The 25,862-nt window shown below is 42.5% G+C and carries 22 protein-coding genes and 1 other annotated feature; of the genes, 15 read left to right on the forward strand and 7 right to left on the reverse strand.

Annotated features, from left to right (window positions below; genetic code table 11):
- Window positions 1–165 precede the first annotated feature (165 nt).
- The 4 genes from GKR48_RS14655 (at window position 166) to GKR48_RS14670 (ending at window position 5,198) form a co-directional block, all read left to right on the forward strand.
- On the forward strand, window positions 166–429 hold the full coding sequence (locus tag GKR48_RS14655) for a GrxA family glutaredoxin (protein ID WP_006657693.1): 264 nt from the start codon (window positions 166–168) through the stop codon (window positions 427–429).
- Between the two features lie 418 nt (window positions 430–847).
- Window positions 848–1,456, forward strand: a complete 609-nt coding sequence (gene ybjG / locus GKR48_RS14660) for an undecaprenyl-diphosphate phosphatase (protein ID WP_006657692.1) — start codon at window positions 848–850, stop codon at window positions 1,454–1,456.
- A gap of 904 nt (window positions 1,457–2,360) precedes the next feature.
- Window positions 2,361–3,677 (forward strand): serine/threonine transporter, encoded by a 1,317-nt coding sequence (locus tag GKR48_RS14665; protein WP_154628605.1) that lies wholly within the window; start codon window positions 2,361–2,363, stop codon window positions 3,675–3,677.
- A 153-nt stretch (window positions 3,678–3,830) separates the two neighbouring features.
- Window positions 3,831–5,198 (forward strand): L-serine ammonia-lyase, encoded by a 1,368-nt coding sequence (locus GKR48_RS14670; protein ID WP_154628606.1) that lies wholly within the window; start codon window positions 3,831–3,833, stop codon window positions 5,196–5,198.
- Between the two features lie 1,989 nt (window positions 5,199–7,187).
- Here GKR48_RS14670 and GKR48_RS14680 read toward each other — a convergent pair.
- Entirely contained in the window at window positions 7,188–8,393 is a 1,206-nt protein-coding gene (locus tag GKR48_RS14680) for a serine hydrolase (RefSeq protein ID WP_154628607.1), read from the reverse strand.
- A 277-nt stretch (window positions 8,394–8,670) separates the two neighbouring features.
- On the opposite strand from GKR48_RS14680, the gene GKR48_RS14685 reads away from it, so the two are divergent.
- Window positions 8,671–9,294, forward strand: a complete 624-nt coding sequence (locus tag GKR48_RS14685; protein ID WP_154628608.1) for a glutathione S-transferase family protein — start codon at window positions 8,671–8,673, stop codon at window positions 9,292–9,294.
- A gap of 41 nt (window positions 9,295–9,335) precedes the next feature.
- Here the strand turns inward: GKR48_RS14685 and GKR48_RS14690 are convergent, their stop codons facing one another.
- Window positions 9,336–10,160: an SDR family oxidoreductase gene (locus GKR48_RS14690; protein ID WP_154628609.1), complete on the reverse strand. Its 825-nt coding sequence runs from the start codon at window positions 10,158–10,160 to the stop codon at window positions 9,336–9,338.
- Window positions 10,161–10,412: 252 nt separating this feature from the next.
- Window positions 10,413–10,540: a sequence feature (His leader region), on the forward strand.
- A gap of 41 nt (window positions 10,541–10,581) precedes the next feature.
- Here GKR48_RS14690 and hisG point away from each other — a divergent pair.
- The 9 genes from hisG to GKR48_RS14735 all read left to right on the forward strand — a co-directional run bounded on the left by hisG (window position 10,582) and on the right by GKR48_RS14735 (window position 18,275).
- Window positions 10,582–11,481, forward strand: a complete 900-nt coding sequence (hisG, locus tag GKR48_RS14695; RefSeq protein ID WP_036952018.1) for an ATP phosphoribosyltransferase — start codon at window positions 10,582–10,584, stop codon at window positions 11,479–11,481.
- Between the two features lie 6 nt (window positions 11,482–11,487).
- Complete coding sequence (hisD, locus tag GKR48_RS14700) at window positions 11,488–12,804, forward strand: histidinol dehydrogenase (RefSeq protein ID WP_154628610.1); 1,317 nt, start codon at window positions 11,488–11,490, stop codon at window positions 12,802–12,804.
- Between the two features lie 3 nt (window positions 12,805–12,807).
- Window positions 12,808–13,878, forward strand: coding sequence for a histidinol-phosphate transaminase (hisC, locus tag GKR48_RS14705; RefSeq protein ID WP_154628611.1), 1,071 nt, complete (start codon window positions 12,808–12,810; stop codon window positions 13,876–13,878).
- A gap of 13 nt (window positions 13,879–13,891) precedes the next feature.
- The gene (gene hisB / locus GKR48_RS14710; RefSeq protein ID WP_154628612.1) at window positions 13,892–14,959 is read left to right on the forward strand and encodes a bifunctional histidinol-phosphatase/imidazoleglycerol-phosphate dehydratase HisB; all 1,068 of its coding nucleotides are present in this window, start codon (window positions 13,892–13,894) and stop codon (window positions 14,957–14,959) included.
- Window positions 14,959–15,552, forward strand: a complete 594-nt coding sequence (gene hisH, locus GKR48_RS14715) for an imidazole glycerol phosphate synthase subunit HisH (RefSeq protein WP_154628613.1) — start codon at window positions 14,959–14,961, stop codon at window positions 15,550–15,552. The genes hisB and hisH overlap by 1 nt, the downstream gene beginning before the upstream one ends.
- Before the next feature lie 5 nt (window positions 15,553–15,557).
- The gene (hisA, locus tag GKR48_RS14720; protein ID WP_154628614.1) at window positions 15,558–16,295 is read left to right on the forward strand and encodes a 1-(5-phosphoribosyl)-5-[(5-phosphoribosylamino)methylideneamino]imidazole-4-carboxamide isomerase; all 738 of its coding nucleotides are present in this window, start codon (window positions 15,558–15,560) and stop codon (window positions 16,293–16,295) included.
- Entirely contained in the window at window positions 16,277–17,053 is a 777-nt protein-coding gene (hisF, locus tag GKR48_RS14725; RefSeq protein ID WP_154628615.1) for an imidazole glycerol phosphate synthase subunit HisF, read from the forward strand. Before hisA ends, hisF begins: the two co-directional genes overlap by 19 nt.
- Entirely contained in the window at window positions 17,047–17,658 is a 612-nt protein-coding gene (hisIE, locus tag GKR48_RS14730; protein ID WP_154628616.1) for a bifunctional phosphoribosyl-AMP cyclohydrolase/phosphoribosyl-ATP diphosphatase HisIE, read from the forward strand. The genes hisF and hisIE overlap by 7 nt, the downstream gene beginning before the upstream one ends.
- Window positions 17,659–17,846: 188 nt before the next feature.
- Entirely contained in the window at window positions 17,847–18,275 is a 429-nt protein-coding gene (locus GKR48_RS14735) for a YbaK/prolyl-tRNA synthetase associated domain-containing protein (protein WP_230088700.1), read from the forward strand.
- A gap of 55 nt (window positions 18,276–18,330) precedes the next feature.
- On the opposite strand, the gene GKR48_RS14740 is transcribed toward GKR48_RS14735, so the two are convergent.
- The 5 genes from GKR48_RS14740 to gndA all read right to left on the reverse strand — a co-directional run bounded on the left by GKR48_RS14740 (window position 18,331) and on the right by gndA (window position 23,954).
- The gene (locus tag GKR48_RS14740) at window positions 18,331–18,753 is read right to left on the reverse strand and encodes a hypothetical protein (protein ID WP_154628618.1); all 423 of its coding nucleotides are present in this window, start codon (window positions 18,751–18,753) and stop codon (window positions 18,331–18,333) included.
- 199 nt (window positions 18,754–18,952) lie between these two features.
- Window positions 18,953–19,588 (reverse strand): CatB-related O-acetyltransferase, encoded by a 636-nt coding sequence (locus GKR48_RS14745; protein WP_154628619.1) that lies wholly within the window; start codon window positions 19,586–19,588, stop codon window positions 18,953–18,955.
- 128 nt (window positions 19,589–19,716) lie between these two features.
- A complete protein-coding gene (locus tag GKR48_RS14750) occupies window positions 19,717–20,910 on the reverse strand; it encodes a multidrug effflux MFS transporter (RefSeq protein WP_154628620.1) in 1,194 nt (397 codons plus the stop codon).
- A gap of 87 nt (window positions 20,911–20,997) precedes the next feature.
- Window positions 20,998–22,374 carry a DKNYY domain-containing protein gene (locus GKR48_RS14755; RefSeq protein ID WP_154628621.1) on the reverse strand — a complete coding sequence of 459 codons (1,377 nt, stop codon included), beginning with the start codon at window positions 22,372–22,374 and terminating at the stop codon, window positions 20,998–21,000.
- A 173-nt stretch (window positions 22,375–22,547) separates the two neighbouring features.
- Window positions 22,548–23,954, reverse strand: coding sequence for an NADP-dependent phosphogluconate dehydrogenase (gene gndA, locus GKR48_RS14760; RefSeq protein WP_108478980.1), 1,407 nt, complete (start codon window positions 23,952–23,954; stop codon window positions 22,548–22,550).
- A gap of 242 nt (window positions 23,955–24,196) precedes the next feature.
- On the opposite strand from gndA, the gene GKR48_RS14765 reads away from it, so the two are divergent.
- Window positions 24,197–25,780 carry a TerC family protein gene (locus GKR48_RS14765; protein WP_154628622.1) on the forward strand — a complete coding sequence of 528 codons (1,584 nt, stop codon included), beginning with the start codon at window positions 24,197–24,199 and terminating at the stop codon, window positions 25,778–25,780.
- Window positions 25,781–25,862: the final 82 nt, after the last annotated feature.

The following is a 25,862-nucleotide window of genomic DNA, read 5'->3' on the forward strand; positions in this document are numbered from 1 at the left end:
TATTGACAGTATCGTCACCACCTCTAGCAAATTATATAGACTGCCTATAGCTATGAAAGGAAAATTCAACTTTTATTTAGAAGCTGATGTTGGCATAGTATTGGGCATTATTATTTTGTATCTGATTAGTCATTAGAATCTGAGTTCTAAATTTAAGGAGATATTATGTACACTGTTATTTTTGGTCGCCCTGGTTGCCCATACTGTGTTCGTGCTAAAGAACTTGCAGAAAAACTGAAGAATGAACGTGACGACTTCGATTATCGCTATGTTGATATCCAAGCGGAAGGTATCTCTAAAGAAGACTTATCCAAAACCGTTGGTAAAACTGTAGAAACCGTTCCTCAAATCTTTATCGATGAAAAACACATTGGTGGTTGCACTGATTTTGAAGCATACGCTAAAGAAAATCTGAGTCTGTATAAGTAATCAATCTTACAAGACATTTTCTTTTATAAAGCCCTTGATGAGCCTCTCATTTGGGGCTTTATTTTTTCTTTTTGTGCTATGCAAAAATATTTTCATCAAAAATTGCACTTTTTCTGATCAGCGAGAGAACTTTCCTCCATTGCTGTAGTCTTAATTAGTGCCACTGCTTTTCTTTGATGTCCCCATATTGAGGAGCCCGATAGCCATTTGATTTTTTCATGCTATCGGGTTTTTTGTGTCTAGAGCTTTTGCATTGCCCTGATAAATCACTGTTATTGAGCAAATATTGATTGAGTTAATGTTTAACAAAAAGTAAATTTGTCAGCTTGAGTAGCAAGGTCTAGAGCGTGTCTTGATTCACCCCTTCCCATTGCTATGTCCCGTCTTCTTGAGAACTAATGTCCGAGGTACTCTGATCGTGCTGGAACAACTAAATCTGGATCTTTTTAATCTGATCAACGCAACGCCTGAGTCCGCAAGTGGTACTATTGCGTTAGCCACGGTGATCGCCAAACGCTTGATCCTTATTTTCCCGCTATTTACTGTTGCGTGTTGGTTTTGGGGCGCGCAGTCAAGTATGACTCGTCAACGTGCCTTTGCCTGTAAAACGGCTTACGCCATTGTCATTGGCTTAGTAATTTCTTGGTTGATTGGTTATTTTGCACCACATGAGCGTCCTTTCGTGATGGGCATTGGCTCTAATTTCTTAGATCACGACGCAACTCCGTCTTTCCCAAGTAACCATGGAACTATTGTCTTCACGTTTGTTTTTGCTTTCTTATTCTGGCTAAGAACATGGGTTGGCTTCGTGTTTATGGTTCCTGCCATCGTTATTGCATGGTCTCGAATTTATCTTGGTGTTCACTGGCCGTTAGACATGATCGGTGCATTTATCTTAGGTGCTATTTCTTGCGGTTTATCTCAGCTGATTTGGGCTGGAGGTGGCAGTGTTATTCAGCAACCACTCACTCGTCTTTACCACCTCGTATTTGGTTCTCTCATTCGTAAAGGATGGATGCAACCTTAATTGGTGATTTAAAGTACTGACCTATTATCAGTGTCAGTACTTTCCCCTTCATTTTCTCCATCATTAAATATTGAGCTAAATCAAAGTTTGTTTTCATTTATTTTTAGCGATAATAACTTTATTTGAATTTATCAAATAAATATTAAAACAATTAATTAACAAATATTTTGTAACTATTTCTTATTATTTTTTGCGACAAAAAATAAGCATTCTATTTCCCATCTTAAATCCCCTAAAATAATTAACATATTTCGCAAGAACATTAATTAACCAAAAAAATTAATCACGTTATTATTTAATTAACGTAAAGGAATAAATTCCTTTTATATCAATATGTTAAAATAAACCCCAGCTAGGTATTTCTCTAAAGAATAAAGCGGTTTTTTCATCCGTATTTTCAAGTCATTGATCATCTGATTGACGTTAAATTTTTTATTAACATGATAACGGTTTTAATGTTTTGTATTTTTATATAAATAAATTTGTCGAATAATCATTTTATGAACATTGCCGAAAACCCATGAAAACTAGCACTAAGTTAAATTTCATTAACAATTTTACAAAATTCACTGTGACCTGATAAACATGGTGGATATTTCTCTTTTGAGATAATGATCACGGCATTTTACTCTGCTAAAATGTAGATTCTCACACTCAAAATCCATTTTTAAAAATTACTTATAAAATTACAAAACTGATTGAAAATGAATTTCATATTCATCTTAGTTTTATTTCCAATCAGATTGTTACGTATAAAACCATTATTAATGGCTAGACAGTGTATTAATCGATTGTTTATTTACTAATCACTGATTAAACCGTCGATTAATCGTACAAAAAGATTAAGAGCCTAGTGAAATAGGCACCCAATTTTTATTTTTGACTTTTATTTTTGGAGACTATTATGGATACAACAAAAGTTGGTTCCATCAACAAAACAGCCTCGCAAACAGGGAATGCTACCGCTTGGCGCAAAACAGACACCGTGTGGATGCTCGGCCTTTATGGTACAGCCATCGGCGCGGGTGTTTTATTCTTACCTATCAATGCGGGTATGAGTGGATTACTACCAGTATTACTGATGTTAGTACTTGCTTTCCCAATGACATTTTTCGCTCACCGTGGTTTAACACGCTTTGTACTTTCCGGTTCAAAGAAAGACGGTGACATCACTGAAGTTGTAGAAGAACACTTTGGTCGTACAGCAGGTAACTGGATCACCCTGCTCTATTTCTTTGCTATTTATCCTATTCTGTTAGTTTATGGTGTTTCTATCACTAACAACGTCAACAAATTCCTGACTGAACTTTTAGGCGTTGGCGCTCCACCACGTTGGTTGCTGGCACTGATTTTAGTCGGTGGCATTATGGCAATCGTGGCATTCGGTGAAAAATACATTGTTAAAGTCATGAGTATGCTGGTGTTCCCATTCATCGCCGTACTGGTCGCTTTCTCTCTGTACATGGTTCCACATTGGAGCACCGATGTTCTGAGCACATTATCTTTAGATAGCGTAACTGAAGCAGCTAAAGCATCCGGTGGACAAAGCATCTGGATCACTATCTGGCTAACAATCCCAGTTATGGTGTTCGCGTTTAACCACTCACCAATCATCTCTGCATTCTCTGTGGCAAAACGTGAAGAGTATGATGAAGCGGCTGAGAAAAAATGTTCACGCATTCTGGCTTCTGCGCACATCCTGATGGTTCTGACTGTAATGTTCTTCGTCATCAGCTGTGTATTCACGCTGTCTTCAGCGGACCTTGCTGCTGCTAAAGCGCAAAACATCAGTATCCTTGACTACCTGTCTGGTTACTTTGATCAGCCGTTCATCAAGTATGCTGCCGCTATCATCGCCTTTATCGCTATCATCAAATCATTCTTAGGCCACTACTTAGGTGCTCGTGAAGGTTTCAATGGTTTAGTTGAGCGTGCGTATCGTGCAAAAGGTAAAACTGTTGATATCAAAAAATTAAACCGTGGTACTGCGCTGTTCATGCTGGTAACAACGTGGTTAGTCGCAACACTGAACCCAGGTGTACTGGATATTATTGAAAGTCTGGGTGGTCCAGTTATCGCAATCCTGCTGTTCTTAATGCCAATGTATGCAATCAGTAAAGTCCCAGCAATGCGTAAATACTCCGGTAAACTCAGCAATATCTTCGTGGTTATCATGGGTCTGGTCGCTATCTCCGCAGCAACTTACAAGTTATTCTTCTAATTAAAAAATTAGCAAATAATTAAGTAAATCTAAGCCCTCAATTAACCTATATCAATCTGGTTAATTGAGGGATCTTCTATAATCATCTTACTGACAACAAATACCCTATGATTGGCAGTTTGATGGGGATCCTTCAATATAGGAAGACAGAATATGATTAGCGTATTCGATATTTTTAAAATCGGTATCGGACCATCCAGCTCACACACTGTCGGCCCTATGAAAGCCGGTAAGCAGTTTGTCGATGACCTCATCCAGCAAAATCTTCTCACTAAAACCACACGTATTTCCGTCGATGTTTATGGTTCTTTATCGTTGACAGGTAAAGGTCACGCCACTGATATGGCGATTATTATGGGTTTAGCAGGTAATCTGCCCGATACGATTGATATTGATGCTATCCCAGCATTTATGCGCAATGTTGAGCAAACAGGCAAACTGTTGCTGGCAAATGGCCAACATGAAGTTGATTTCCCAACTGAAGGTGGGATGAATTTCCATTCAACCAACCTACCATTACATGAAAACGGAATGACTATCACTGCATTTGCGGGTGATCATATTCTGTATACCAAGAATTATTACTCCATTGGCGGTGGCTTTATCGTTGATGAAGAACATTTCGGTCAAGAGACTGAGAATGCTGTTCAAGTCCCATACCCATATAAATATGCGGCTGATTTACAGAAACACTGTAAAGAAACGGGACTATCTTTATCTGCATTAGTGATGCAAAACGAGTTAGCCCTGCACAGCAAAGAAGAAATTTCTGAATATCTTGCGGCGGTGTGGGATGTCATGAAAGCGGGTATTGAACGCGGTGTGAGTACCGAAGGTTTATTACCAGGTCCACTGCGTGTTCCTCGCCGTGCGGCTGCATTACGCCGTCAATTAGTGACCTCTGACAATAACAACATTGACCCAATGGCGGTGATTGATTGGATCAATATGTACGCCCTTGCCGTCAATGAAGAGAACGCCGCCGGTGGTCGTGTTGTCACTGCACCCACTAACGGTGCTTGTGGAATTATTCCTGCAGTATTGGCTTACTACGATAAGTTTATTCGCCCAGTCAACGAAAACTCTTATACCCGCTATTTCTTAGTCTCAGGCGTGATTGGTACGCTGTATAAAATGAATGCGTCTATATCGGGTGCAGAAGTCGGTTGCCAAGGTGAAGTCGGTGTAGCCTGTTCCATGGCTGCGGCAGGTTTGGCAGAATTAATGGGGGGTAGCCCAGAGCAAGTGTGCGTTGCAGCTGAAATCGCCATGGAACATAACTTAGGCTTAACCTGTGACCCTGTTGGTGGGCAAGTCCAAGTACCTTGTATCGAGCGTAACGCCATTGCGTCTGTTAAGGCAGTAAACGCCGCTCGTATGGCATTACGCCGAGTGAGCGCGCCAAGCGTGTGCCTCGATAAAGTGATCGAAACCATGTATGAAACAGGTAAAGATATCAACGCAAAATACCGTGAAACTTCCCAAGGTGGTTTAGCCATTAAACTAGGTCACTGCGAATAGTTTATTGCTTACATTGCAATGTTGGTGAGTGTTATCAAGAAAGGCCTGCCTATTACGCAGGCCTGAGGCTGATGACAAAGAGGGATAAACGCGAGTTTTTCCCTCTTTGTGTTATCAGGCGAAAATCAATACAAAATTTTAGAAACCAATGCTGCTAATGTGTTGAGTCGTCTTAGCCTGAATAAACAACTCTGCCGATCCAGCCATCCCTTTTGCTGACTCTCCCGAATCTTTAATAACGGTTTCGATGGTTTCCACCAAACTACTCATATTTTCAATTAATTTATCTGCAGCAACTTCAACCGCACTGCCGTCAACAGCCACGCCATTGATCTGAGTGCTACTCGTACTGTTCCCACCATTAATTATCCCTAAGTTAGTTCCTGAATTTTGTGCAGAACCGCCTAATGTGCTTCCTGCTGAGCGTTCAGTTTTACGCGAGGATAAGGTTGTTTCAAATGTCACTGTCGACACTTTAGATTGATCGTTTAAGATATCTTCACCTTGGTTTGCTAAATCACCAATTTTAGAGAGCATTGGCTTGAGCTGTTTAAATGTTGCCATGTCTGTTTTAACGGACTGCTTATAGAGACGATAGTCTTCAAGCAGTTTGGCATAAGAATGAAGCTCTCTCTGTAACATAGAATCTAACTCTTTTTTCTCCATTTCTAGAGTGGCAATTTTTTCTTCCAATTGAGTGACTTTAGAGCTGCTCTCAGATTCTTTTTCAACTTTATTACTTAAAATACCCTTTAAATTTTTGACATCATTTTCTAGACGCTGAATTTTGGTATTTAAACCCGATGTATTTTTTCCTTCATCTGCAAGCTTGTCGTTCAAGGCAGCAATTTCTTTTTGCTTACCGTCAATTTTGCCTTGAATTTCAATGATTTTTTCTTCCTGCTTTTTATTACGCTTTTGCTGGGCTATTAAGCGCTCTTCGAGCTTTTCTTTATCACCATTCGCCTGCACTAATTTAACTTCAAGCTCTTGAACCTCTTGCTTGCCAGCATCTACCAGAGCTTTGAGCTTTTCAATTTCACTACGTTGAGCTTTCATATCTGAGCGAAGTTGGCTGACATCCCCTTTTGCCTTCAACAATTCATTATGTAATGACTGTTTCTCTTTTTCATTTTGCGCAAGAAGTTGCTGAGCTGCATCCAGCTTATCTTGCGTCTCTTTCGATTGGTGTGCTTGCTCCGCTAACGCCTGTTGCTGCTTCTGTAACTCAGCGCTTTGAGATTCAATATCTTTTTGTAATTTCAGTAATTCATTATTTTTACGGATAATTTCCTTATTTGCATCCGCTAGCTGTTTTTGCATACCTTGATATTTTTCGATCCCACTTTGTAATTCACGAATTGCATTACCCCCTTTAATAAAGGAGTTTTCATGATTTACTGAACCCAGCTCATTTGTCGCAGCTCCCCCGTTCAGTTCATTATTATTTAAACCCAAGTTGGTGCTATGCCCCCCTTCAATTTCGCCATTATTATCGCCATCGTTACGCGCAGCACCGCCTCCCATAATATGGTTATTGGTATGCAGGTTTAACGTATTACCACCAGTTACAGAGCCTCCACCTTTGCCAGAATCCGTCGCATCGCCAGACTTCATCACGCCACTATTTTCACCACGGTTATCTGCACGACCGNCCGCCATTAACGCTGTTTTCCCCAATCCCTTGCGTATTTTTTTGTAAGGACAGCTGTTGCATTCTTTCTTCCATGGAAATGCCCATTGATAATTCTCCATTTCAATTAATTAAATTAATAAATATATTATGAAATTGAATGAGATAATTTCAGTCATTAATATTTAAATAACAGTAAAATAGTTAGCTCTCAAACAATTAAAATGATTATTAAATTGATTTAAAAATATTTCAATTGAAGTTTATCTGTAAGTTTATTTAATGTTATTTATTACAAAAAAAAGAGACCTCATAAAGAGGTCTCCATATATATTAATTTTATAATTAGGCTTTAATCATCCAAAAATGGCATTCCACCAGCCAGTAATGGTTTTCATTATGTAATCCCAAATACGCCCTACAAATCCAGCTTCCTCTACGGCTTGCTTTGCAACCAATGGATGCTGTTCAATCACTTCATTGTTAAGAATAAAGTTAATCGTTCCCACTTTTTGGTTCAATGCTAAAGGCGCTTCAAGGGAGTCATTATCCAATTTGATATCCACTTTCAGATTCTGTAACTGACCTTTTGGAATGGTCACTGCCACATCTTTTTCGACCCCTAAAGGTACTTCTGAAATGTCACCAAACCAAACACGTTGTTTCTGTAAAACTACATCCCCTTTAATCGGAGTCACTGTTTCGAAGAAACGGAAGCCCCAAGTGAGTAACTTTTCGCTTTCAGAAAAACGAACGCGGTCACTCGGCGCACCCAAAACGACTGAAATCAAGCGCATAGGACCATCAGTTGCTGATGCCACTAGGTTATGACCAGCCCCACTGGTATGCCCTGTTTTCACGCCATCGACATGAAGGTTTTGGCTCCACAATAAACGGTTACGGTTAGGTTGACGGATATTATTGAAAGTAAACTCTTTCTCTTTATGCAATACATATTCATCAGGCACATCGCGGATCAGCGCTTGCGCTAACACCGCCATATCCCGAGCGGTACTGTATTGCCCTTCAGAATCTAAACCATGTACGGTTTTAAAATGGGTGTTGGTTAAGCCAATTTTTTGGACGTAGCCATTCATCAGGTCAACAAAAGATTCTTGGCTCCCTGCAACGTGTTCAGCCAAGGCGATACTGGCATCATTCCCAGATTGAATTACCACGCCTTTATTTAAATCCAACACTGAAACACGGTCTTTCGGCTTCAAGAACATCAAGGAAGAACCCTTTAAAATTGGATTGCCTGTCGCCCAAGCGGCTTCACTGACTGTCACCATATCTTGCGGCGTAATTTTTCCCGCTTTGACCGCTTGCCCGACCACATAGCTAGTCATGATCTTGGTTAGGCTTGCAGGATCCAAATGCTCATCAGGGTTACCTGAAGCCAAAATTTTACCGCTGTTATAATCCATTAATACAAACGCTTTTGCGTCAACTTGTGGAGCAACTGGTGTCTGAGCGGCATAACTACTGGTGCTCATCACAACGAATAGACTAAACCCGATACCTGTTCCTCGAATTGCTGAGGACAATGTTGTTTTATTCATTGGTTACTCCTTTACTATTAGTATTGCTATTCAAAGCGTTCATCACAATCAAACCATTTTTAATAAAATATTCACTAGAAACCAAAAATGCAGTCAAATTCATCGAGATACTGCAAAATATTACGTTTATCAAAATCCCCCCATACCCTAAACAAAATAAGTGATGATGACCACCGCAATTAATAAATAATAAAGTTTCTCAATTCATTAATTTCATCTATCTTGTTTAGGTCAAAAATACCGTCTTTAAGTTAAAACATAGTCATGGGAGATTCCAATGTTAACTGTCTGGGGACGTACTAACTCTTCAAACGTGAAAAAAGTACTGTGGTGCTTGAAAGAGCTGAATATTCCTTATAATCAAAAAGATGTTGGTGGCCCATTCGGTGGTGTTGATACACCTGAATATAAGAAAATGAATCCAAACAGCACAATTCCAACTTTACAGGATGAAGGCTTTACCCTGTGGGAATCCAATGCAATTTTACGTTACCTTACGGAAAAGTATGATCACTCTCACCTATTGTTAGCCCGTGATCTACAGGAAAAAGCGGCGGCAGATAAATGGATGGATTGGAGTAGCGCTAATTTATTTGACCATATCAAGCAGATGATGAACAAAATCGTTCGCGTTCCTGAAGCGGATAGAGATCCAGCTCAAGCCAAAATCATTTATCAAAATATCGAAAAACTGCTGAAAATTGCGGATGATGCTCTGGCGACTCAGGCCTATTTTAGCGGAGATAAATTTGGTATTGCGGATATCGCCATCGCGCCACTGTTCTACCCATGGCATGAAATTGTGACAGAGCGCCCTGAATTTCCTCATTTAGAGCGCTGGTATCAAACACTGACCAAACGCCCTGCATTCCAAGAAATTGTGATGTTACCTATCAAATAAGCATTTAGCGTGGCGTTTGTATTGAGCGCCACGGCTTTCATTTAACTCATCGGCATATAAAGTGGGTGGGTAAACTCATACTCAAACCCCATTTCTTGGCAAATACGATCCCCGTCGATAGTTTTACCTGCCATTTCATGCTCTTCAAGCGCAAATTCTGGCGGCGTTAAGCCTAATGACTTTGCCGCTTCAGTGTAAAATTGCCGACGCGTCGGATGCTCAGGCGCACATAAATTATAGGTATGCCCACCATTGGATTGCTGGATCAACAACAAAATTGCGGCGATCACATCATCTTGGTGCACCATATTAACTGGCTGATTAGCCCCTTTGACTTGCTGTTTCCCGGCTAAGAATCGTCCTGCATGACGCTTTTCACCCACTAAACCGGCTAATCGCAGCACGTCCACTCGAATATTAGGTAAGCCATGAAGCCATTGTTCAACTGCAATTAACGCTTGTGCTGAGGCGGTTTCGCCAAGTAATGGCGCACCTTCATCAATAACACCATCCACATCACCATAGACAGAAGTCGATGATGTAAAAATGACTCTCGGAATTTTATAGTTAATTGCGCTATCAACTAACTTCTCAATAGCGACAATATACTCTGAAAGACTGACTTTCGATGGTGGTAATAAAATTACCATCACATCAGCCCCCTTCATTAATTCACTTAAATCATCGGTATCGCATTGTAATTCAGGTGTTAACCGCAGCGGATAGCAATCAATGCCGACCCCTCGAGCGGCTTCAATACCATCTAGGCTGGTTTTCGTTCCCGCTACCGTCATTCCCTGCGCCATCAAGCGACTCGCTAAAGGAACCCCTAACCAACCTAAACCAATAATGGTGATTTTTTTCATAAGACTGTCCCGCATTCTGAGAAAATGATTACATCAATGCCTCATAGATTAGCTGAAAATAATTCAACTTCCGAAGCTATTTTCCAAGGGATTAATCACTATAAAAAACCGGGAACTAATTATTATGAGTTTTTTTGAAAAAAAGGGTTGCATTCATAGTATGAAATCGGATAGCTTGATTGGTATTGAATGTTTAAGCAATTATCCAAATAACTAAACGGAAACTATTATGACTCGTATTTCACGCAACCATCATCATCACCATCATCCTGATTAGTCTTTCGGGCGATGTGTGCTGGAAGACGATCAACGACTCTTCCGGTGGCTGAAATGCGAATTGAGAAAACCCTCGGAAGATTATCTTCCGAGGGTTTTTTTTATTATTAATCAAAAAGATATTTTAGGGATGTGGAGCAAAATTATGTTGGACAAATCACGTTTACGTATCGCAATACAAAAATCAGGACGCCTAAGCGAAGAATCAAGAGAGCTACTAGCTCGCTGCGGCATTAAAATCAATTTACAACAGCAACGACTGATTGCTTATGCAGAAAATATGCCTATTGATTTACTTCGTGTACGTGATGACGATATCCCAGGGCTGGTAATGGACGGTGTTGTTGATCTCGGTATTATTGGTGAAAACGTACTGGAAGAAGAAGTATTAAGCCGCCAAGCTCGCGGTGAAAACCCACAATTTACAACATTACGTCGCCTTGATTTTGGTGGCTGCCGCCTCTCTCTAGCTGCGCCATTAGACTTCAATTATACCGGGGCAGAATGCTTGAATGGTTCCCGTGTCGCCACCTCTTACCCGTACCTACTAAAACGCTATTTTGATGAAAAAGGCGTGACATTTAAATCTTGCTTACTGAACGGTTCTGTAGAAGTCGCGCCACGCGCTGGTTTAGCCGATGCCATTTGTGATCTCGTTTCTACAGGCGCAACCCTTGAAGCAAACGGCTTAAAAGAAGTGGAAGTCATCTACCGCTCAAAAGCCTGTTTAATTCAGCGTGATGGCGAAATGTCAGCCGATAAGCAACAGTTAATTGACCGCATGATGACGCGTATTCAAGGCGTTATCCAAGCGCGCGAATCAAAATACATTATGCTGCATGCTCCGGGTGAAAAACTCGAAGAAATCATCGCACTGTTACCGGGTGCTGAGCGCCCAACCATTCTGCCATTAGCTGGCGACCAAAGCCGCGTTGCAATGCACATGGTCAGTTCAGAAACCCTATTCTGGGAAACCATGGAAAAACTGAAATCCTTGGGCGCAAGTTCAATTCTTGTTTTACCAATTGAAAAAATGATGGAGTAATTCGCCATGGAACTGGGATTCAATCAACCAATTCGCTGGTCAGACTGTCTTGAAGAGCAGCAAGAAGCTTTACTGATGCGCCCTGCTATTGCCGCCTCTGGCAACATTAGCGCCGCAGTCAGTCAAATTATTGACCAAGTGCGTACAGAGGGAGATGCGGCCCTCATCGCCCTGAGCCAACGTTTTGATAAAACAGACATTACCTCTGTTCGTGTTTCACAAGAAGCCGTTGATGAAGCCCAAGCTCGCCTTGGCGATGACATTAAAGCGGCAATGAACACGGCGATTGGCAATATTCGCCGCTTCCATGAAGCCCAAAAACCTGCGCCGATCACCGTTGAAACTCAAGCAGGCGTGGTGTGCCAACAAGTGACCCGCCCGATTGATTCCGTCGGGCTGTATATTCCGGGTGGCTCCGCACCATTACTTTCTACTGTCATGATGCTGGGAACGCCTGCGAATATCGCCGGATGCCGCAACATTATTCTCTGCTCGCCTCCACCAATTGCAGACGAAATTTTATATGCAGCCAAACTGTGCGGCATTACTGACATTTTCCAAGTCGGTGGCGCCCAAGCCATTGCAGCGATGGCATTTGGTACCCAAAGCATTCCGAGTGTTGATAAAATTTTTGGACCTGGCAATGCCTATGTCACGGAAGCCAAACGCCAAGTTAGCCAAAGCTACCAAGGCGCAGCCATTGATATGCCGGCGGGTCCATCTGAAGTGTTGGTGATTGCCGATAGCCAAGCTAACCCTGCATTTACGGCATCGGATTTGCTCTCCCAAGCAGAACACGGGCCGGATTCTCAGGTAATTTTACTCACCGACGACGCGGATTTTGCGGTACGCGTTATTGAAGAGACCGAAAAGCAACTTGCTGTATTATCTCGGGCATCTATTGCGCGTGAAGCCCTCAATGCAAGCCGTGTGATCATCGCGGACTCTATCAACCAATGTGTTGAAATCAGTAACCGCTACGGGCCTGAACACTTAATTCTGCAAACTCGAAATGCCGATGATTTGGTGGAATCTATCACCAGTGCAGGATCGGTGTTTGTTGGGGATTGGTCACCAGAATCCGCGGGGGATTACGCTTCCGGCACTAACCATGTATTACCGACATATGGTTACACATCAACCTACTCAAGCCTTGGCTTAGCCGACTTTATGAAAAGAATGACGGTACAAAAACTGTCGGCTCAAGGGTTATTAGGATTAGCCAACACCATAGAAACCTTGGCGCAAGCAGAACAGCTAACTGCCCACAAAAACGCCGTTACCTTACGAGTCACCGAACTAAAAAAACAAAATCAGGAGTGAACCATGAGCCAGACGTTTAACGCAGCCAGCCTCGCACGCGAAAATGTAAAAGTGATGACCCCGTATATGTCTGCTCGTCGTCTTGGGGGGAATGGGGATGTATGGCTCAATGCCAACGAATACCCAACAGCACCGGATTATCAGTTTATTGAGCGTAATCTTAATCGTTACCCAGAGGCGCAACCTGCTGGCGTAATTAACAACTATGCGGCCTATGCAGGGTTATCACCTGAACAAGTCTTAGTGTGCCGTGGCGCTGATGAATCTATCGAATTATTAATTCGTGCATTTTGCGAGCCCGGTAAAGACGCAGTGATGTTCTGCCCGCCAACCTATGGCATGTACAGCGTCAGCGCAGAAACCTTTGGTGTAGAACAGAAAAAAATTCTGTCGTTACCCGATTGGTCACTGAATGTCACCGCTATCCGCGAAAACTTATCGAATACCAAACTGATTTACATCTGTAGCCCAAATAACCCAACGGGCAACATCATCGATAACCAAGCACTGCTGGAAGTATTAGAAATGGCTGCAGGTCGCGCGCTGGTAGTGGTCGATGAAGCTTATATTGAATTTTGCCCAGAATTCAGCGTCGCGAGCTGGCTTGCCAAATACCCAAACCTAGTGATTTTAAGAACCTTATCAAAGGCATTTGCGCTAGCAGGGTTACGCTGTGGATTTACCTTGGCATCCCCTGAAGTGATTGAAGTTTTACTGAAAGTCATCGCCCCTTATCCGCTCTCTACCCCTGTGGCGCTGATAGCTGAAAAAGCCCTAAACGCAGATGGCATCGCCATCATGAAAAAACGCGTGTTAGAAATTCGCGAAAATCGTATTGCGCTTTCAGAAGCTTTGCGTGACTTATCGATTGTCGAAACCGTCTACCCAAGTGAAACCAACTATATTTTGGTGCGTTTTACCGACGGCGCTACAGTGTTTAAAGCGCTGTGGGATCAAGGCATTATTTTACGCGATCAAAGCAAGCAGCCGGGGCTGATCAACTGCCTGCGTATCACCATTGGTACCGAAATTGAAAACGTCCGTGTCATTGAAGCGATTAAAGCACTTTGCTAATTAGGAAATAGTCATGAGCCAGAAAATTCTTTTTATCGACCGTGATGGAACATTAATTACCGAACCACCGACAGATTATCAAGTGGATAGCCTCAGTAAGCTCGCCTTTGAAAAGGATGTCATTCCAAGCCTATTAGCACTGCAAAAAGCCAACTATCGCTTAGTGATGATCACCAACCAAGATGGTTTAGGCACCAAGAGCTTCCCGACAGAAGATTTCGATCCGCCTCACAATTTAATGATGCAGGTATTTGAATCTCAAGGCATCCGCTTTGATGACGTGTTGATTTGTCCACACATGCCTGCAGACAATTGCGACTGTCGTAAGCCAAAAATCAAGCTGGTGGAAAGCTACCTCAACGACGGTGTTCTCGATATCGAAAACAGCTATGTCATCGGCGACCGCGAGACAGATATTCAGCTCGCTCAAAATATGGGCATCAAAGGGCTACGCTACAGCACCAAAGAGCTGGATTGGAATACCATCACCAACCAACTCACTAAACGTAACCGCTATGCCTTAGTCGAACGCGTCACCAAAGAGACCAACATCCAAGTAGAAGTGTGGCTTGACCAAGAAGGCGGCAGCAAAATCAACACAGGCGTTGGCTTCTTTGACCACATGCTAGACCAAATCGCAACTCACGGCGGCTTCCGCTTACGCATTGAAGTTAATGGCGACCTGTTCATTGATGATCACCACACTGTGGAAGATACAGGTCTAGCACTCGGCGAAGCGCTGCGCGTCGCACTCGGTGATAAACGCGGCATTGCCCGTTTCGGTTTCGTATTACCGATGGACGAATGCCAAGCACGCTGTGCGCTGGATATTTCGGGGCGTCCACACCTTGAATATAAAGCAGAATTTAAATATCAGCGCGTAGGTGACCTAAGCACTGAAATGATCGAGCACTTCTTCAGTTCGTTATCCTACGCGATGGGCTGCACGCTACACCTGAAAACGAAAGGGAAAAACGATCACCACAAAGCGGAAAGCCTGTTTAAAGTTTTTGGTCGTACCTTACGCCAAGCTATCCGTGTTGAAGGGGATACCTTGCCAAGTTCTAAAGGAGTTCTGTAATGAAGGTTGTGATCCTCGATACTGGCTGCGCAAACTTAGCGTCCGTCGCCTATGCCGTTAAACGCCTAGGTTATGAGCCGACTGTGAGCCGCGACACCAACACCATTTTACAAGCAGACAAAGTTTTTCTGCCCGGAGTTGGCACTGCCAGCGCCGCTATGGAAAAACTGGCTGAGCGTGAACTTATCCCTTTAATTAAAGCGCTAACTCAACCCGTTTTAGGTATCTGCTTGGGGATGCAATTACTCGGCAGTATCAGTGAAGAAGGCCAAACAGAAATTCCACTGTTAGGGTTAATCGACAGCCCCGTACGCAAAATGGATGCAAACGGCTTACCTGTCCCTCACAGCGGCTGGAATCAAGTGAAAGCACTCGCGGGCAATCCCCTGTTTAAGGGGGTAAGCGACGATGCCTATTTTTATTTCGTCCACAGCTATTCAATGCCTATTTCCGCCAACACCATCGCGCAAACACAATATGGCAACCTGTTTAGTAGTGCCGTGAATAAAGATAATTACTATGGTGTGCAGTTCCACCCAGAACGTTCGGGTGCTGCGGGTGCTCGCTTGATCCAAAATTTCTTGGAGATGTAAAAACCATGATCATACCAGCATTAGATTTAATTGATGGCACCGTTGTGCGTTTACATCAAGGGGACTACGCCAAACAAACGGACTATGGCACCGACCCACTTCCTCGCTTACAAGATTATGAAAAGCAAGGGGCAAAACTGCTGCACTTAGTGGATTTAACTGGCGCTAAAGACCCACAGAAACGTCAAATTCCTCTGCTGAAAAAACTGCTGGCAGGCGTGACTGTTCCCGTGCAAGTTGGGGGGGGAATTCGTACTGAAGACGATGTCAAAGCACTGCTAGATGCAGGTGCGACTCGCGTGGTGATTGGCTCGACGGCAGTGACCCAACCAGAGTTAGTCAAAACGTGGTTTCAACGTTATGGTGGCGACGCTATCGTACTAGCACTGGATGTGCGTATTAATGCTCAAGGCATCAAAGAAATTGCCATTAGTGGTTGGCAAGAAAATTCAAACTTATCCCTTGAGCAAGCCATTGAAATGTATCGCCCTTATGGCTTAAAGCATGTGCTGTGTACCGATATTTCCAAAGATGGCACGCTGGCGGGCTCCAATGTGGAGTTATACCGCGAAATCAGCCAAAAATTCCCTGATATAGAGGTACAAGCTTCTGGTGGAATTGGTAATTTAAACGATATCGCCGCACTGCCAGCTTCTGGCGCAGCAGGCGTAATTGTGGGTCGCGCATTATTAGAAGGCAAATTTACCGTAACGGAGGCAATCCAATGCTGGCAAAACGCATAATTCCTTGTTTGGATGTCCGTGACGGACAAGTGGTTAAAGGGGTGCAATTTCGCAATCATGAAATTATCGGTGATATTGTCCCACTAGCTCAACGCTATGCCCAAGAAGGGGCTGATGAGTTAGTTTTCTATGATATTACCGCCTCATCTGACGGACGTGTTGTCGATAAAAGCTGGGTCGCCAAAGTGGCGGAAGTGATTGATATTCCCTTCTGCGTGGCGGGTGGAATTAAAAGCGTGGAAGATGCTGTTCAGATCCTCTCTTTTGGCGCAGACAAAATTTCAATCAACTCCCCTGCATTGTCTGATCCAACCCTAATTAGCCGTTTGGCTGATCGCTTTGGTGTTCAGTGCATCGTGGTTGGAATCGATACATGGTTTGACGCAGAAACAAACGAATATTTAGTTTATCAATTCACAGGCGATGAAAAACGCACCACCCAAACTCGCTGGAAAACCCTTGATTGGGTGAAAGAAGTTCAGCAGCGCGGCGCCGGAGAAATTGTGCTCAATATGATGAACCAAGACGGTGTACGACAAGGTTACGATCTGGTACAACTGAAAAAAGTTCGTGAAGTGTGCCAAGTTCCATTGATCGCCTCCGGCGGTGCAGGAGAAAAAATCCACTTCCTAGACGCCTTTACTGACGCTGGCGTCGATGGCGCTTTAGCCGCTTCGGTGTTCCACAAGCAGATTATTAACATCGGTGACTTAAAGCAATACTTAGCAGAAAATGGAGTTCAAATAAGAGTATGTTAACCACAGAACAATGTAATCAGCTTGCATGGCAAAAAGTTGATAACCTAATGCCTGTCATCGTTCAGCACGCTATTTCTGGTGATGTTCTCATGTTGGGTTATATGAACCAAGAAGCGCTGAAAGTGACTTTAGAGAGCCGTAAAGTCACCTTTTTCTCTCGCACCAAACAACGTTTGTGGACTAAAGGGGAAACCTCCAACAATTTTCTGAATTTGGTGAATATTGTTGCTGACTGCGATAACGATACGCTGCTTGCCATGGTTCTGCCTGATGGCCCAACCTGCCATAATGGTACCACCAGCTGCTTTGCGCCGGCTCAAAGCGAATGGGGTTTTTTATATGAATTAGAAACCTTACTGAAAGAGCGTAAAAATGCCTCGCCAGAAAGTTCATATACTGCCCGTCTGTATGCTAGCGGCACCAAGCGTATTGCACAAAAAGTGGGTGAAGAAGGCGTTGAAACTGCACTCGCTGCCACGGTTAATGACCGCGAAGAATTAACCAACGAAGCTGCCGATTTGATGTACCACTTAATGGTATTACTGCAAGATCAAGACCTTGATTTAACCGCCATTATCAAGCGTTTGAAAGAACGCCATCAGTAACTGGCTTAAGGGCAACTATTTTATGATAGCTGCCCTTACTTTCTTCTCTCGTCATTGTTTCTCTCTCTGAACTTGCTATCATTCCCCTCATTTGATGTGGACTTTTGAAGGAGCTCATTGTGTCCGACAATGGCGTTTTTACGCAATTAACTCAATTACTGAATAGCCAAAATGCAAAATATCGCGTGATGGAGCATCCAACTGCGGGAAAATCTGAAGAAGTGGCAAAAATCCGCGGCACACAGCTAGGTCAAGGTGCCAAAGGATTAGTCTGTCATGTGAAAGGAAATGGCATTCGCCAGCATGTTTTAGCCATCTTACCTGCTGATCAACAAGCGGATTTAGGTAAGATTGCCAAAGCCATTGGCGGCACTCGAGCCTCATTAGCTAGCCCAAAGGAAGTCGATGAACTCACCCATTGTGTTTTCGGCGCCATCCCACCATTCAGCTTTCATCCATCACTGAAGCTTATCGCTGACCCATACCTATTCGACCGTTTTGATGAACTCGCATTTAATGCGGGAAGCCTAGAACGCTCAATTATTCTCAATACCCAAGATTACCAGCGTATCGCTTCCCCCACTTTAGTCGAGTTTATTCGCACAAATGATGAATAACTCATCACACTGATTGATTAGGAGCCATCATCATCAGCTGGCTCCTAAATGACACTCAACGCGGTTTATCCAAATAATAGGCAGCGATGGTTTCAACAACAATCTGCTCATTGGGTATAACATCATAGTCTGGAATAGTAACAATAAAATTTACCGTTTGTTTTGGTTTAATTGAGCTAGTTACTCTATAGTTTGTTTCCCCAATAAACACGCCATCCCTCAATAGCTCAAATCTAATATAGGTCTGATATAAAACAACATTTGGAACATTCGTGATGTTGCCAATTATCTCAGGGTAATCCAATTGATCATTATATTTGATTTCAATCTGACTAATATTAATCGGTGCAGGATACGCGACCGCTTTTTCCGAGGAAGCATAAAGAAAAGAGGAAAAACAGCTACTAATAATGGGAAACAACAAAATACAACGATGAGAAGCCAATAAATGAAAAATACGACAAGTTAATTTTTTCATAGGCGTTGACTCAAATTAAAACTGCATGAGTTTGATACTGCATGAGCAAACCTAACACTTTACTGCCTAATTAACGTACTCGTATTATGGTAATAAATAAGCCAAGGTAGTCACAAAATGATGGGTGATTAATCCTAAAAAGGGCTATCGAGCGATAACCCTTCAAATTAAAAAAAGAGATTTTAAGCACTATTACCCATTAATGAGTCTCATCATACCGCTCGCTAGCCTCTTTTAAGGCCTGAAAATCCGAACTGCAAATAAACACTTTCAATGCTTCGAATTTATCTTCATGCCATTCATAGATCTTCAACGCTAATACTTGCTCTATTACATCAGGGGAAAAACGCGTATTAATTGGCTTTGCAGGGTTACCACCAACAATGGTATAAGGCGCCACATCTTTCACCACGACACTGTTTGCCGCAATCACCGCACCTTCCCCTATTTGAACTCCCGGCATAATAAATGCCCGCATTCCAATCCAAACGCCATCGCCAATAATGGTATCGCCTTTACCAATATAGGCCTCTTCAATATATTCAAGAAAAGGGTATAAACAGAACCAATCTAATCGATGGGTATGATTTCCCCCCATCAAAATAACGGCTTCCGCCCCAATACACACATAATCGCCAATATAAAGTTGGTCGATATCCCAAGCTAATTGCCAATCTCGGCTCTGTTCATCGCCTTGTAAATAACGCACGACGGATTGTTCAAAACCGTCATCCCAACAATCACTATAATAACTGTGGCATCCTTTAAGATGGATATTGGGATTTTTAACAACTTCATGTAATAACTGCGTTTTCGACCAATGTTTATTTTTCATGGTAAATAACCCTTAAATCAGTATTTTATTACCATAGAACGCATTCTATGGTGATGTAATTGCGTTCACACTACATCACCGCTAACCGATCCTCGGCTGCTTTAATAATGGATTATTAACCATAACGATTACTCTATTTTCTCTATTATGGCAGCGCGTTTTATACTGGTTTTTCTTGCAATTAATCCGAAAATACATCCCGCTAGCATCACTAGAGCAAGGGACAATTTCGGTGCTATAGGTAACGCAATTGCACATAACCCTAATACAGCGCCACCCGCCATTTGCACAAACCCCACGAGGGCTGATGCCGCCCCAGCCTCATTGCCGAAAGGCTCTAACGCATAGCTTGTCGCTGTGCCCATCATAAAGGCAAGCCCTGTACACGCGCAGGCAACCGGCAACATATACACTAACCAATGGATTTGCATTTCAGGTGAAAGTACCATCAAACCGAATAATAAGCCGATGCAACCAAGTGCCATCATGACACTACCGATTGATAAACACGCTGGACGCCCCATTTTTCGAATGCAGTAATTCGCGATATAACTCGCGAGCATGATCCAGAAGCCATTGACACCAAAGACAATTGAAAATTCGAGAGGCGATAGCTTAGCATCCCCCATTAGTACGCTAGGGGCCAGAGAGACATACGTCAGTGCCATGCCCATTGCACCGGCATTTACCAATGCGAAAATCAAAAAATGCTCGCTGGTTAAAATTCGAAAATAGCTCTTAAATTGAAGCTTTTTAACCTGCAGTAAACTGGCTGGGCGCGTTTCTGGTAGGAAAAATAGAATCAGCAAGAAAATGGCCACAGCGTAAATCGCCAAGAACCAAAATGGCGCTCGCCATCCCCATGCTTCCGCCAGCAGTCCCCCTAATAAAGGCGCCAAAGCGGGCACAATATTGAGTGTTCCGTTTAAAAAACCAAATGCTCTTGCGGCTTCTGTGCCATTCATACGGTCACGGACACAACTAAATGCCACTACAGAGGTGCAGCACACAGCCACTCCTTGTAACAGCCGAGAAGCAATAAATAACCCTGCCGTCGTTGAAAATGCAGCCACAATGGAGCCAGCTAGATAAATAGCTAACCCAATGATAGCGATAGGCTTACGACCAAATCTATCGACTAATGGTCCAGAAATTAGCTGTCCAATCCCTAAGACTAAAATAAATAATCCGATGGTCGATTGGATTATAGACTCGCTACTCCCTAAATCTTTAGCGATAGCTGGAATAGTCGGTAAATACAGATCTATCCCAAGAGGCCCTAATAGGACTAAAAGTAATAATAAAGCGAGAAATTTATGCATATGACCGATTCTGAGCAGGTGAGTTATCGATAGCGATTTCGAAAATGGCTATCGATAATATCAGAATTTCTGTATAGATATCGAATCTTATCGATACTTAGTAATTGCATGAACCACTTCGGTGCCTCTTATCGGCTGTAAATCATCATTATCAATCAAGACACGAATATCTCTTGGTAATAACCTTTCGTTCAATAAACGGTTCACGGTACGCTGGTTATCTACTCGATAAATGGTATATTGAATTAATTGAGTGGAGCCTAGATTATCAAAATAATAATATTCATCCCCTTTTTTCCATACCTGACCAAATCTGCGATGATCTAAATCACCCACCTTTTCCCATGGTGCACTATTCGTCTCATTGAAACGATAAATTTTTGTACTCCGTGAAATTAACCCCGGATTTTTATTGGTTCCCCAAATCTCGGAATCCTGTAGATAATACGTTTGGTTATTATGAGTGAACACTAAAGGCGCAATTTCTTTTAATTCACCGTCAATAAATGGATTCGCTCCCGCGCGAACAATAGTTTCTTTTTCTCTATGATAGAAAAATACGCCATCCTTAGAGAGAAATAACGCTTGATTCACATGCTGGCTATTACGGCTTATTAGCTGGTAAGGAGCATGTTCCTCAGGAAATAAAATATCATTCATCGCCACATTGCCAGATTGTGGATCAATCAAATAACCTTCTTGAAATAACCCATCCAATATCAAGCTGTATAAACCAGAATGACTCTTTATTGGCAATTTATATTGGTCATAATAGACGTTAAGATTATCACGATAAAAATGAAGGCTATCTCTCACGGAATCATCATCCTGAAGGGAGCCAATATCCTGTAGGGTCACAGGATCAGCATCCGGCATATATTCGCCTTTATAAAAAACACGCTGCCCGTCAGTTGCCAAATAACGGGACAATAATGCTTGATATGGCGTCGATGATGCGGGAAGTGGCTTCATCGGGTAAATATAGGTTTGCGGTTTACTCCCTAAATCCCAACCATATAACCAAGACTGAAATAATTCATCCATTGTTGAAAGTTCATAATTCCTTACTGAGCCCATTGAGCAATATACGGTCTGATTTCCATCGGTAAAATAGTCATTCCCCACGATTTTCACACTGTTAGGATTAAATGCAGGGATTGCTAAATTTCCACAATAAACATGATTTTTATCTAATGCCACTTGCTGCTCATAACGCGAACTTTCAGGTAATAACGTAAAGCTAGAAGGGTCTGCATTCTCTATCAGATAATCGCCATTACTTGGAACACTCGCATACACTTTATCATTATAAATGGTGTAAATACTGTAACCGAGCTTCTCACCATTATAGCGGAGCTCAGAACTAGGCTCTTTGTTCATAGAAAGCACGATGCCGGATATAAAGGCGCAAGATAAAGTAAAAATAATGCCGAATACTGTAAGAATAATTATTTTGGCTTTCATGCTGTGGAATACCTACTTTGTTTTTTTAGTCTATTTTTTGTCAGAGTATTCAACGGGAAAAGCGTGAGGAAAGAAATACTCGAAGTCTGAAAGTGTATAAAAAGCTAGAAATAAAAAAGGTGCTCAATTGAGCACCTTTTTTCATTTATGGAAGATAACCTAACGGTTTATCTTTATTCCATCCACTCAGTGTGGAAAACGCCTTCTTTATCAGTACGTTTATAAGTATGTGCACCAAAGTAGTCACGCTGCGCTTGAATCAAGTTCGCAGGCAGTACCGCTGAGCGGTAGCTATCGTAGTAAGAAATAGCCGCTGAGAATGTTGGTGTTGGGATACCGTTTTGTACGCCGTAGCAGACAACATCACGCAGAGCTTGTTGGTACTCATCTGCGATTTGTTTGAAGTAAGGTGCTAACAGTAAGTTTGCAATCTGCGCGTTGTCATTGTAAGCATCAGTGATTTTTTGCAGGAACTGCGCACGGATGATACAGCCAGCACGGAAGATTTTCGCGATTTCGCCGTAGTTCAGATCCCAGTTGTATTCATCTGACGCTGCTTTCAATTGTTGGAAGCCTTGAGCGTAAGAAACGATTTTACCTAAGTAAAGTGCACGACGTACTTTCTCGATAAAGACTTTTTTATCGCCTTCAACGGTTTTCAGTACTGGACCCGTTAAAACTTTAGATGCAGCAACGCGTTGATCTTTCAGGAAAGAAATATAACGCGCAAAGACAGATTCAGTGATCAAAGTCAGTGGGATGCCAAGATCTAAAGCACTTTGGCTAGTCCATTTACCGGTACCTTTGTTAGCCGCTTCATCTAAAATTACATCAACCAGGTATTTACCTTCTTCATCTTTTTTCTTGAAGATATCCGCTGTAATTTCAATCAGGTAGCTGCTCAGTTCGCCTTGGTTCCACTCAGAGAATGTTTCCGCCAGCTCTTCATTGCTCAAGTTCAGAGAACCTTTTAATAAAGAGTAAGCTTCAGCGATTAATTGCATGTCACCGTATTCGATACCGTTGTGAACCATTTTCACATAATGACCTGCACCGTCTGGACCAATGTAAGTCACACACGGTTCGCCTTCCGCTTTCGCTGCAATCTCTTTTAAGATTGGGGCAACTAATTCGTACGCTTCTTTTTGTCCACCAGGCATGATTGAAGGACCTTTCAGTGCGCCTTCTTCACCACCAGAAACACCTGTACCGATGAAGTTGAATCCTTGTTCTGACAGTTCGCGATTACGACGGATAGTGTCTTTGTACAGCGTGTTGCCACCATCGATTAAAATGTCGCCCTTGTCTAAATGAGGCGTTAATGCAGCAATGGTTTTGTCCGTTGCTTCACCCGCTTTAACCATCAACAGGATGCGGCGTGGTTTTTCCAGAGAGTCGACAAACTCTTCAATCGTGTAGTTGGGAACTAATTTTTTCCCTGGATTTTCGGCAATGACTTCATCAGTTTTATCTTTTGAACGGTTAAAAATAGAAACTGAATAACCGCGACTTTCGATGTTCAGGGCTAAGTTGCGACCCATGACCGCCATTCCGACAACACCAATCTGCTGCTTTGACATGAAAAACTCCTGTCTGATTAGGACCAAGTCAGCCTCGATTGTGCTGACATTCTGTTAACGGGATCACATGTTAACTCAGGATGCTGCTCCATGGTAGTTATTGATGCAATCGATAAACTAATCGAATCATTTTTTGCCAAATATCACGCTACTTGAATGAATTTTTATTGATATTTACGTCAATAAACCTCATTATTCACCAGTCGGTATAAGCCGTCATATCAGAAGGTAAAACAAACTGTATGGAATGGATCGCAGATCCTTCGATTTGGGCGGGTTTAGCTACCCTAATCGTTCTTGAAATCGTTCTTGGTATTGATAACCTCGTTTTTATCGCCATTCTGGCCGATAAACTCCCAGCTAAACTGCGTGATAGAGCTCGTATCACAGGGTTAATGTGTGCCCTGGTAATGCGTATCATTCTGTTATTCAGCCTTTCATGGTTGATCACGCTGACCCAACCTATTCTAACTCTATTTGAGCATCCATTTAGCGCCAGAGACCTGATAATGCTTATCGGGGGGATATTTCTCTTGTTTAAAGCCACTATGGAGCTAAATGAGCGGTTAGAAGGAAAGGACGAGCATACCAACAACCAACGTAAAACCTCCAATTTCTGGGCGGTTGTCGCACAAATTATCGTATTAGATGCGGTATTTTCATTAGACTCGGTGATTACCGCTGTCGGTATGGTTGACCATATCGGTGTCATGGTTGCCGCAGTGACTATCGCCATGATGTTAATGATCTGGGCAAGTAAACCACTGACCAACTTCGTTAACGCGCACCCTACCATCGTCATTCTATGCTTAAGCTTCTTACTGATGATTGGTTTCAGCTTAGTGGCTGAAGGTTTTGGTTACGCCATTCCAAAAGGTTACCTGTATGCGGCAATTGGTTTCTCTATCATGATAGAGGTGCTTAACCAGTTTGCGCAGTTTAACCGCCGTAAATTCTTAAAAGGCAGCCGCCCTCTGCGTGAACGTACCGCAGAAGCCGTATTGCGCATTTTAAGCGGTAAAGCTGAACGTGGTGAATTAGACGCGAGAACCTCTGACTTAATTTCAGATAACCAATCCGTTTTCGACCCTCAAGAGCGTTTAATGATCGCTCGTGTGCTGGGTATGGCGCAACGTAACGTAGAAAGTATTATGACGTCCCGCCATGACGTAGATTATTTGGATATTAATAAATCCTCCGCTGAACTCATTGACCTAATGGAGAAAAATCCACACTCTCGTTTTGTTGTTGTCGATGAAAGTATCAGTGACGACCCAATTGGTGTGGTATATGTGCTGGATTTAGTGAAGCAGCAGCTTAGCGGTGAACAACTGAACTTGCGAGCATTGGTCACTCAACCGCTTATTTTCCCTGAAGGTTTATCACTGTTAAAAGCGTTAGAACAATTCCGTAAAGCGCATACACACTTTGCGTTTGTTGTGGATGAATTTGGTTCTGTTGAAGGTATCGTTACCTTGACTGACGTGATGGAAACTATCGCAGGTAACTTACCTGTTGGTGATGAAGAAAATGACTCCCGCCATGACATTCAAAAATTGGACGATGGTACATGGATTGCCAATGGCTTTATGCCACTGGAAGATTTAATTATGTATATCCCAATGGAGCTGGATGATAAGCGTGAGTATGAAACTATTGCCGGTCTTTTAATGGAACATTTACAACGCGTTCCTGAAGTGGGTGAGCAAGTCGAAATCAATGGCTGTATTTTCCAACCTCTTGAGGTCAATAGCCATCGGGTTAATAAAGTCTTGATTACACCACCCGCACCCGCGGGTGATGGCTACGACTATGTCGATGACTAATCGCGATTAATACGATTTGTGATTAAAACTAGTCACGATTAATACAATCTAAATACCGGCCTTTATCTTAATATTGAGCCGG

Source organism: Providencia sp. wls1943 (assembly GCF_009706275.1).
Taxonomy (GTDB): domain Bacteria; phylum Pseudomonadota; class Gammaproteobacteria; order Enterobacterales; family Enterobacteriaceae; genus Providencia; species Providencia zhijiangensis.